The following is a 9314-nucleotide window of genomic DNA, read 5'->3' on the forward strand; positions in this document are numbered from 1 at the left end:
ATCCAGGCCCGGGATCGGGTGCCGGCGCAAAAAACGCCCCCGTGCAGGACGGGGGCGCCGGTTTTTTGCGCTTACTTCTTGCCGTCGAGGCGCTCCTGCATGTGCTTGGCGCGCGCATCGGACGGGGGGTGGGAGCTCAGCATGGAGCTGCCACCACCGCCGCCCAGCTTGGCCAGCTTCTGAAAGGCCGTGACCAGGCCCTTGCGGTTCATCTTCTTTTCGCTGAGCAGGTCGAACGAGTAATCGTCGGCTGCAGATTCCTGCTTTTGCGAGAACTGGGCGTTGATGAACTTCTCGCCCACAGCACCGGCCTGCGAGCGCGACAGGCCGGACACCACGGCGTTACCGCTGCTGGCCGCTGCCTGGCGTACGGCCGAGGCAGCGTAGGCGGTCTGCATGCGAGACTTGCTGTGACCCAGGGCCACGTGGCCGATTTCATGGCCTATGACGCCGCGCAGCTCGTCGTCGTTCATGAGGTCCATGAGGCCGCTGTACACACGAATGCAGCCGTTGGCCATGGCCCAGGCGTTCACGTCCTCGGTCAGATAGACCTTGTAGACGGCCTTCTTGCCGTTGATGTTCTGAGGCATGTTGGCCACGACCTGGTTCAGGCGCTTGGTGTACTTGCTGCCGGGCGCAGCAATCTTGCTTTCGGCGTCCAGCGCTTCGCAGGACTCGTTGGACAGGGCGACGACGTCGTCGTCGGACAGGGTCAAGGCCTTCATGGCCGTGGAGCCCGAGCCCATCAGACCATCGACGCTGGCCGTGTCCATGGTCTTGCAACCCGTCATCGCCATGCTGCCGGCCAGTGCGGCCAAGGCCATCCAATATGTTTTCATGAGTTTCCCTCTCTGTTGATTGCTTGGAGTCAGTGTCCTGAGGTCGCGGTTCATTGCAAAGCAGACCACCCGGGATCATCGCTAGGCAAGACGTCATGGCGAAGATATTCGGGTGATGGATTCAGTGAACCTCTCTCGGGGCAGGGGCATCTTAGGAAGAAGTCTTGCCGACTCAATGTCAAGAATTGCCCGAAGTGTGTTTCTTGTCCGAATGCAATGCTCCGCTGCTGCAGAGCCGGGGTGTGGTGAAAGGCTGATGGCGGCTGGCTTAAACTGCGGCAAATGCTATGGGTTAAAGCCTTTCACATCATTTTTGTGGCCAGCTGGTTTGCGGGCCTGTTCTATCTGCCCCGGATTTTCGTGAATCTGGCCATGGTCACGCCGGGCTCGGTGGCCGAACGCGAGCGCCTGCTGCTCATGGCACGCAAGCTCCTGCGCTTTACCACGCTGCTGGCCGTGCCTGCCCTGGGGCTGGGCCTTTGGCTGTGGCTGGGCTATGGCATAGGGCGTGGCCCGGGCAATGGCTGGATGCATGGCAAGCTGGCCGTGGTTCTGCTGGCCGTGGCCTATCACCATGTCTGCGCGCGGCTGCTGCGCAACCTGGGGCAAGATCGTGACCGGCATAGCCATCGCTGGTTCCGCTGGTTCAACGAGATTCCCGTGTTGCTGTTGATGGCGGCCGTGGTGCTGGTCGTGGTCAAGCCGTTCTAGGGCTGCACAGAGGCCGTACGGCACGGGAACTGGCAACTGCTTTTTGCAAAGGAAGGCATTGTGTTCAAGACTTCGGCCTGGCCGCTGGCGCTGGTCTATGTCGTGCTCATCGTGTTCGCCAGCCTTTTCCCGTTCGAGGGCTGGCGCGCCCAGGGCATCAATCCCCTGGTGTTTCTGACAGCCCCCGTGCCACCGCCCTACTGGACCTGGTTCGACGTCAATACCAATATTGCAGGTTATGCGCCACTGGGCTTTCTGCTGGCCCTGGCGCTGGTGCGCTCGGGGCGGCAGCGCATGGCCGTGCCGGCTGCGGCGCTGATGGGCAGCCTGCTGTCGCTGAGCATGGAGTTTTTGCAGATCTACCTGCCCCAGCGCGTGCCCTCGAACCTCGATTTTCTGCTCAATGCGGCGGGCAGCCTGATCGGAGCCCTGCTGGCCTTGCTGCTGGAAAAGCTCGGCGCGCTGGCGCGCTGGAGCTCGCTGCGCAATCAATGGGTGGGCGATGACGGAGGCGGCGCACTGGCCCTGCTCGTCCTGTGGCCCTGGGCCCTGCTGTTTCCGGCCGCTGTTCCTTTCGGTCTGGGTCAGGTGCTGGAGCGGCTGGAGTTGGCCCTGCTGGTCTTGCTTGAGGGCACGCCGTTTCTGATGTGGCTGCCGCTGCGCGAATCCCCGATGCTGCCCTTGTCGCCCATGACCGAGATGCTTTGCGTGAGCCTGGGCCTGTGGATTCCCTGCCTGCTGACCTATAGCGTGATCCGGCATATGGGGCGCCGCCTGGCCCTGGGGTTTGCGGCCATTGCCGTGGGTGTTGGTGTGACGGCGCTTTCGGCTGCGCTGAGCTGGGGGCCGGTGCATGCCTGGGAGTGGGTGGGGCTGCCCGTGCGCCTGGGGGTCTGGGGCGCGCTGGGCCTTTGCGTGATCGCTCTAGCCCTGTCGCGCCGCGCTTGTGCGGCCTTGCTGCTGCTGGCCCTGGTGGTGCACCTGAGCATTCTCAATCAGGCGCCGACCAGTGCCTACTTTTCTCAGACCCTGCAGGCTTGGGAGCAGGGGCGCTTTCTGCGCTTTTACGGGCTGGGCCAGTGGCTGGGCTGGCTGTGGCCGTATGCGACCCTGATCTATGTGATGGTGCGGGTGTCGCGGCGCGAACAAGCGGTTGCCATTCCCTGAACTGCGTGCGCGCAGCCCCGGTCTCGGGCCGCAGACATGCCGCGCGGCTTCTATACGCTCTTAGAACGTGTTTACGATCTCTACGCTGCCGCGTTGGAGCGCAATCGGGATGAGTTCAAAGCGGTGGGGCGCAGCTTGCACCGGGGTGCAAGCAAGCTTTAGCGCTAGAAAATAGCCCGATTTCGCTCCAACCCTTGGGGACACTGGCGCGCCGCGAGGAGATCGTAAACACTCTCTTAGGAGTCAGGGTGTCTTTGCAGGCCGCAGGTAAATCCTGGCAGACCTCTAGAATGGCTGGCCTATGAGCGAACTCCATCCTGCGGCAGACCAGGCCCGTACACCGGAAGCGCACGGCTACTATGCGCGCCATATCTTCTTTTGCCTCAATGAGCGTCCCAATGGCGAGGACTGCTGCGCCTTGCATGGTGCCAAGGCCGGCTTTGATCACTGCAAGCAGCGTGTCAAGCAGGAGGGCCTGGCGGGCAAGGGCCAGGTGCGTGTGAACAAGGCCGGCTGCCTCGACCGCTGCGCGGGCGCGCCCGTGGCCGTGGTCTATCCCGAAGGCAGCTGGTACACCTTTGTGGATGAGGCCGATATCGATGAAATCGTCGAATCCCATCTGAAAAACGGCCTGCCCGTGCAGCGCCTGCTGTTGCCGGATGATGTGGGGCGCTGAAAAAGCCGGAACTTCGCAGGCCGGCTCGCATCAGTCCCTGCTGATGCAAGCCTTGACGAATGCTGGACCAAGGCTTGCATTGATACGACGAGGACAGCCATTGTGAATGCTCAGACCGAACGCTTGATCCTGACCGGGGGCGCAGGTGCCATCGAGGCCTTGCGCGACGGCCCCGACTCCACGCCGCGCGGCGTAGTCGTGATTGCCCACCCGCATCCGCTCTTCGGCGGCACCATGGACAACAAGGTGGTGCAGACCCTGGCGCGTGCCTTTGTGCAATGCGGCTATGCAGCCGTGCGCTTCAATTTTCGCGGCGTGGGGCAAAGCGCTGGCGAGCACGATGCGGGTCGCGCCGAGGCCGAGGACATGCTGGCCGTGGTTGACCAGGTTGCCCCTGAAGGCCCGATAGCGCTGGCTGGCTTTTCCTTCGGAGCCTTTGTGGCAAGCCATGCTCTGGCTGCGCTATGGCCTTCTGGGCGGGTGCAGCAGGCCGTGCTGGTCGGTACGGCGGCCAGTCGCTTTGAGGTCGCTCCCGTGCCGGCCGAAGCCCATGACTGCACCCTGGTCATTCATGGTGAAGCCGATGACACCGTGCCCCTGGCTTCGGTCATGGACTGGGCCAGGCCGCAGATACTTCCAGTTACTGTTGTGCCCGGGGGAGGCCATTTCTTCCACGGACAATTACCCTTGCTCAAAAATCTGGTGACTCGTCACCTGCGCGCGTTTGACTGAGGCTGTGCTCGCTGCCGCCCGGTCTGCTCCTGACGGAGCTGTCTTTCTCTTGTTCCGATGTTTCTGAATCCGCATTCCCCCATGAAGCCACTTTTCTCCACGCTGCGCGTGCTGGCCCTGGCCACTGCCATGGCCCCGGTTCTTTCCATGGCCCAGGTTTCCCAGCCTGTGCCTCCAGAAATCGCAGCCCGCAATTACCTGCTGATCGATGTCACGGCCAACCAGGTTCTGGGCTCCAAGGACATGGACGCTCCCATAGAGCAGGCCTCGCTGACCAAGCTCATGACCGGCTATCTGGTGTTCGATGCACTGCGCTCCAAGAAGGTCTCGCTGGAGCAGAAGCTGCCTGTGAGCGAGCGCGCCTGGAAGATGCCCGGTTCGCGCATGTTCATCGACCCCAAGATGCAGGTGCCGGTGGACGACCTGCTCAAGGGCATGATCGTGCAGTCCGGCAATGACGCCACCGTGGCCCTGGCCGAAGGCGTGGGCGGTTCGGTGGAGAACTTCGTGCGCCTCATGAACGAGCAGGCCAAGGCCTTGGGCATGACGGGCACGAGCTACAAGAATCCCGAGGGCCTGACCGAGCCCGGTCACCTGACCACGGCGCGCGATCTGTCCATCCTGGCCCAGCGCCTGATGCAGGACTTCCCCGAGTACCTGCATTACTACTCGACCAAGCATTACTACTATCCGGGAACGCCAGCCTCCAACGGCAACAACCGCAATACCCTGTTGTTTCGCGACCCCTCGGTGGACGGTCTCAAGACCGGGCATACCGCAGCCGCAGGCTATTGCCTGGTGGCGACGGCCAAGCGCGACTTGCCCAATGTGGGGCCGCGCCGTCTGATCTCCATCGTGCTGGGCACAGCCAGCGAGAATGCGCGCGCCAACGAAAGTCAGAAGCTGCTCAACTGGGGCTATGCGGCCTTCGACGCCGTCAAGCTGTTCGATGCCGAGCAGCCTGTGGCCACGCCCGCCGTCTGGAAGGGCGCGGCCAGCACCCTCAAGATAGGCCGGACCACGCCCATCGTGGTGACCGTGCCTTCGGGCAGCGCAGGCAAGCTCAGTACCGAGGTCGTGCGGCAGGACCCGCTGATTGCGCCGTTCGCCAAGGGGCAGGCCGTGGGGACGCTCAAGGTCAAGCTGGGCGCGGAAACCGTGGCCGAGGTGCCGTTGGTTGCGCTGGAAGCCGTCGAGCAAGCGGGCTTCTTCGGCCGTATCTGGGACTCGATCCGGCTCTGGATCAAGTAAGGCATCCGGCCCGTTGAGCGCGTGATTCAACGGGCACTGTTGTGCAGTCTTTGTCAAACTGGTACAGTCGAGGGCTTTTCGGAATTTCCGAAGGGTTTCACGTTTTCGCTTTTTGTAGAGCAATTCACGTTTAGGGACGTTTATTTAATGCCAACCATTAACCAACTCGTGCGTCAGGGCCGCACGGTCGAAGTTGTCAAATCCAAGAGCCCTGCCATGGAAAACTGCCCCCAGCGCCGTGGCGTGTGCACCCGTGTGTACACCACCACGCCCAAGAAGCCTAACTCGGCTTTGCGTAAGGTGGCCAAGGTGCGTCTGACCAACGGTTTCGAAGTCATTTCGTACATCGGCGGTGAAGGCCACAACCTGCAAGAGCACAGCGTGGTGCTGGTGCGCGGCGGTCGTGTGAAGGACTTGCCCGGTGTGCGTTACCACATCGTGCGCGGTTCGCTGGACCTGCAAGGTGTGAAGGACCGCAAGCAGTCGCGCTCCAAGTACGGTGCCAAGAAGCCCAAGGCCAAGTAAGCCCTGCGCTTTTCGTCATTCATTCAAGGTGCTGTATCCCGCGTGGCGCGAGATTGCAGCGTAGTGACCCCAAACGCAAGTATTTTGCGCGGGTCGAGTAAGTGGGAGTCCTAGATTGGCTCTCGCGGTGCCTGAGAAGGTGCCAACTGAAGCAAGATAGAGGTAAAAATGCCACGTCGTCGCGAAGTCCCCAAACGTGAAATTCTGCCGGATCCCAAGTTCGGCAATGTAGAGCTGTCCAAGTTCATGAACGTGATCATGGAAGGCGGCAAGAAGGCGGTTGCTGAACGCATCATCTACGGTGCCCTGGATCTGATCCAGAAGAAGCATCCCGATAAGGATCCCCTGGAGGCCTTCATCGTTGCCATCAACAACATCAAGCCCATGGTTGAAGTGAAGTCCCGCCGTGTCGGTGGTGCAAACTACCAGGTGCCCGTGGAAGTGCGCCCCGTGCGTCGCCTGGCCCTGTCCATGCGCTGGCTCAAGGAAGCTGCCCGCAAGCGCGGCGAGAAGTCCATGGCCCAGCGCCTGGCCAACGAACTGCTCGAGGCCACCGAAGGCCGTGGTGGCGCCATGAAGCGCCGTGACGAAGTGCACCGTATGGCAGAAGCCAACCGCGCCTTCAGCCACTTCCGCTTCTAAGTCGCCTTCGCGCTTGGACCAGACAGGCCGCATGCAGTTCTTGCCTGCGGCCTTGTCTCGATTAAGAGCATCCCCAAATACGACCGGGCCCGTCTGTCATCCGTTGAGGTGCAGGCGGTCCCTCTCCATACGATCAATCAAGGATCCATCATGGCTCGCAAGACTCCCATCGAGCGCTACCGCAATATCGGTATCTCGGCCCACATCGACGCAGGCAAGACCACCACTTCCGAACGTATCCTGTTCTACACAGGCGTGACCCACAAGCTGGGTGAAGTGCACGACGGCGCTGCGACCACCGACTGGATGGAGCAAGAGCAAGAGCGCGGCATCACGATCACTTCGTCGGCCGTGACCTGCTTCTGGAAGGGTATGGACCTTTCGCGCCCCGATCACCGCATCAACATCATCGACACCCCCGGCCACGTGGACTTCACCATCGAGGTGGAGCGTTCCATGCGCGTGCTGGACGGCGCCGTGATGGTGTATTGCGCCGTGGGTGGCGTGCAGCCCCAGTCCGAAACCGTGTGGCGTCAGGCCAATAAGCACAAGGTGCCGCGTCTGGCCTTTGTGAACAAGATGGACCGTACCGGTGCCAACTTCTTCAAGGTCGTCGAGGGCATGAAGCTGCGCCTCAAGGCCAATCCTGTGCCCATCGTCGTGCCCATCGGTGCCGAGGACAAGTTCGAGGGCGTGGTGGATCTGATCAAGATGAAGGCCATCTTCTGGGACGAGGCTTCCCAGGGCATGAAGTTCGAATACCGCGACATCCCCGCCGACCTGGTTGATACCTGCAACGAGTGGCGCGAGAAGATGGTCGAGTCGGCTGCCGAAGCTTCGGAAGAGCTGATGAACAAGTACCTCGAAGAGGGCGAGCTGTCCGAAGCCGAGATCATGGCTGGCCTGCGTCAGCGCACCATTGCCACCGAGATCCAGCCCATGCTGTGCGGCTCGGCCTTCAAGAACAAGGGTGTGCAGCGCATGCTGGACGCGGTGCTCGACTTCCTGCCTTCGCCCGTGGACATCCCCGATGTTTCGGGTACTGATCCCGATGACGAAGAAAAGAAGCTGAGCCGCAAGGCCGACGACGCCGAGAAGTTCTCGGCCCTGGCTTTCAAGCTCATGACCGATCCGTTCGTGGGCCAGCTGACCTTTGTGCGCGTGTACTCCGGTGTTCTGACCAAGGGTGACAGCGTGCTCAACGCCACCAAGGGCAAGAAGGAGCGTATCGGCCGTATCGTGCAGATGCACGCCAACGAGCGTCAGGAAATCGAAGAAATCCGCGCCGGCGACATCGCTGCATGCGTGGGCCTGAAGGATGTGACCACGGGTGAGACCCTGTGCGATCTCGACAGCCCCATCGTGCTCGAAAAAATGGTCTTCCCCGAGCCCGTGATTGCACAGGCTGTGGAGCCCAAGTCCAAGGCCGACCAGGAAAAGATGGGCATTGCCCTGTCGCGCCTGGCTGCTGAAGATCCTTCCTTCCGCGTGCGTACCGATGAAGAGTCCGGTCAGACCATCATCGCCGGCATGGGCGAGCTGCACCTGGAAATCATCGTGGACCGCATGAAGCGCGAGTTCAACGTGGAAGCCAACGTGGGCAAGCCCCAGGTGGCCTACCGCGAAACCGTACGCAAGACCGTGGCCGATGTGGACGGCAAGTTCGTGCGTCAGTCCGGTGGCAAGGGCCAGTACGGTCACGTGGTGTTCACGCTGGAGCCCCAGGAAGCCGGCAAGGGCTTTGAGTTCGTCGACGAAATCAAGGGCGGTGTGGTGCCTCGCGAGTACATCCCCGCAGTGGAAAAGGGCGTGATCGAAGCCCTGACCTCCGGTGTGCTGGCTGGCTACCCTGTGGTGGACGTCAAGGTGCGCCTGACCTTCGGTTCCTACCACGACGTGGACTCGTCCGAGCAGGCCTTCAAGATGGCCGCCATCTTCGGCTTCAAGGAAGCTGCTCGCAAGGCCAACCCCGTCATCCTCGAGCCCATGATGGCCGTGGAAGTGGAGACGCCTGAAGAGTACGCCGGTACCGTGATGGGTGACCTGTCCTCGCGTCGCGGCATGGTGCAAGGCATGGATGACATGGTTGGCGGCGGCAAGGCCATCAAGGCCGAAGTGCCTCTGTCCGAGATGTTCGGCTACGCCACTTCGCTGCGCTCGCAGACCCAGGGTCGTGCCACCTACACCATGGAGTTCAAGCACTACAGCGAAGCTCCCCGCAACGTGGCCGAAGCCATTGTGGCTGCGCGTGCCAAGTAAGCCTCATCGTATAATCGAAGGCTTTTGATTCGGATCGCGGCGCTCTCTTTGAGGGTGCCGCGATTTTTGCCGGTCTGCGATCCCATGCCGCCCTGTCACCTGTGCGGGGCGACTCAGCAATGAGATGCAGACCTTAAACATCACACAGGTTTTGCTCTTTCGGAGAAATCATGGCAAAGGAAAAATTCGAGCGGACCAAGCCGCACGTCAACGTTGGCACCATCGGTCACGTGGACCACGGCAAGACCACCTTGACGGCTGCTATCGCTACCGTTCTGTCCAAGGCCTTCGGCGGTGAAGCCAAGGGTTACGACCAGATCGACAACGCGCCTGAAGAGAAGGCCCGCGGCATCACCATCAACACCTCGCACGTCGAGTACGAAACGGCTACCCGCCACTACGCTCACGTGGACTGCCCCGGTCACGCCGACTATGTGAAGAACATGATCACCGGTGCTGCCCAGATGGACGGTGCCATCCTGGTGTGCTCGGCCGCTGACGGCCCCATGCCC

The 9314-nt window shown here is 61.7% G+C and carries 10 protein-coding genes; 9 read left to right on the plus strand and 1 reads right to left on the minus strand.

From position 1 onward, the window contains the following. Positions 1 to 71 precede the first annotated feature (71 nt). Complete coding sequence (gene loiP / locus G486_RS0104990; RefSeq protein WP_027014543.1) at positions 72 to 839, minus strand: metalloprotease LoiP; 768 nt, start codon at positions 837 to 839, stop codon at positions 72 to 74. Positions 840 to 1121: 282 nt separating this feature from the next. Here loiP and G486_RS0104995 point away from each other — a divergent pair, with 282 nt between their 5' ends. The 9 genes from G486_RS0104995 to G486_RS0105035 all read left to right on the plus strand — a co-directional run. Beyond that, complete coding sequence (locus tag G486_RS0104995; protein WP_027014544.1) at positions 1122 to 1550, plus strand: CopD family protein; 429 nt, start codon at positions 1122 to 1124, stop codon at positions 1548 to 1550. A 57-nt stretch (positions 1551 to 1607) separates the two neighbouring features. Next, positions 1608 to 2717 carry a VanZ family protein gene (locus tag G486_RS0105000; RefSeq protein ID WP_034386619.1) on the plus strand — a complete coding sequence of 370 codons (1110 nt, stop codon included), beginning with the start codon at positions 1608 to 1610 and terminating at the stop codon, positions 2715 to 2717. A 301-nt stretch (positions 2718 to 3018) separates the two neighbouring features. Next, entirely contained in the window at positions 3019 to 3393 is a 375-nt protein-coding gene (locus G486_RS0105005; protein ID WP_027014546.1) for a (2Fe-2S) ferredoxin domain-containing protein, read from the plus strand. Between the two features lie 102 nt (positions 3394 to 3495). Next, positions 3496 to 4125: an alpha/beta hydrolase gene (locus tag G486_RS0105010; RefSeq protein WP_027014547.1), complete on the plus strand. Its 630-nt coding sequence runs from the start codon at positions 3496 to 3498 to the stop codon at positions 4123 to 4125. A gap of 81 nt (positions 4126 to 4206) precedes the next feature. After that, complete coding sequence (locus tag G486_RS0105015) at positions 4207 to 5376, plus strand: D-alanyl-D-alanine carboxypeptidase family protein (RefSeq protein ID WP_027014548.1); 1170 nt, start codon at positions 4207 to 4209, stop codon at positions 5374 to 5376. Between the two features lie 147 nt (positions 5377 to 5523). Further along, positions 5524 to 5901 (plus strand): 30S ribosomal protein S12, encoded by a 378-nt coding sequence (rpsL, locus tag G486_RS0105020; RefSeq protein ID WP_012202325.1) that lies wholly within the window; start codon positions 5524 to 5526, stop codon positions 5899 to 5901. Positions 5902 to 6069: 168 nt separating this feature from the next. Further along, a complete protein-coding gene (gene rpsG, locus G486_RS0105025; protein ID WP_027014549.1) occupies positions 6070 to 6543 on the plus strand; it encodes a 30S ribosomal protein S7 in 474 nt (157 codons plus the stop codon). Positions 6544 to 6693: 150 nt separating this feature from the next. Then, on the plus strand, positions 6694 to 8802 hold the full coding sequence (gene fusA / locus G486_RS0105030) for an elongation factor G (protein WP_027014550.1): 2109 nt from the start codon (positions 6694 to 6696) through the stop codon (positions 8800 to 8802). Between the two features lie 170 nt (positions 8803 to 8972). Then, positions 8973 to 9314 (plus strand): GTP-binding protein (locus G486_RS0105035; RefSeq protein ID WP_027014551.1); only part of this gene is annotated, 342 nt, incomplete at its 3' end.

Source organism: Comamonas composti DSM 21721 (genome assembly GCF_000429845.1).
Lineage (GTDB): Bacteria > Pseudomonadota > Gammaproteobacteria > Burkholderiales > Burkholderiaceae_C > Comamonas > Comamonas composti.

What these genes read in the sequence shown, in the direction of transcription:
- loiP (WP_027014543.1), bottom strand. Translation starts at nt 839, where the DNA reads ATGAAAACATATTGGATGGCCTTGGCCGCACTGGCCGGCAGCATGGCG.
- G486_RS0104995 (WP_027014544.1), top strand. Translation starts at nt 1,122, where the DNA reads ATGCTATGGGTTAAAGCCTTTCACATCATTTTTGTGGCCAGCTGGTTT.
- G486_RS0105005 (WP_027014546.1), top strand. Translation starts at nt 3,019, where the DNA reads ATGAGCGAACTCCATCCTGCGGCAGACCAGGCCCGTACACCGGAAGCG.
- G486_RS0105015 (WP_027014548.1), top strand. Translation starts at nt 4,207, where the DNA reads ATGAAGCCACTTTTCTCCACGCTGCGCGTGCTGGCCCTGGCCACTGCC.
- rpsL (WP_012202325.1), top strand. Translation starts at nt 5,524, where the DNA reads ATGCCAACCATTAACCAACTCGTGCGTCAGGGCCGCACGGTCGAAGTT.
- rpsG (WP_027014549.1), top strand. Translation starts at nt 6,070, where the DNA reads ATGCCACGTCGTCGCGAAGTCCCCAAACGTGAAATTCTGCCGGATCCC.
- fusA (WP_027014550.1), top strand. Translation starts at nt 6,694, where the DNA reads ATGGCTCGCAAGACTCCCATCGAGCGCTACCGCAATATCGGTATCTCG.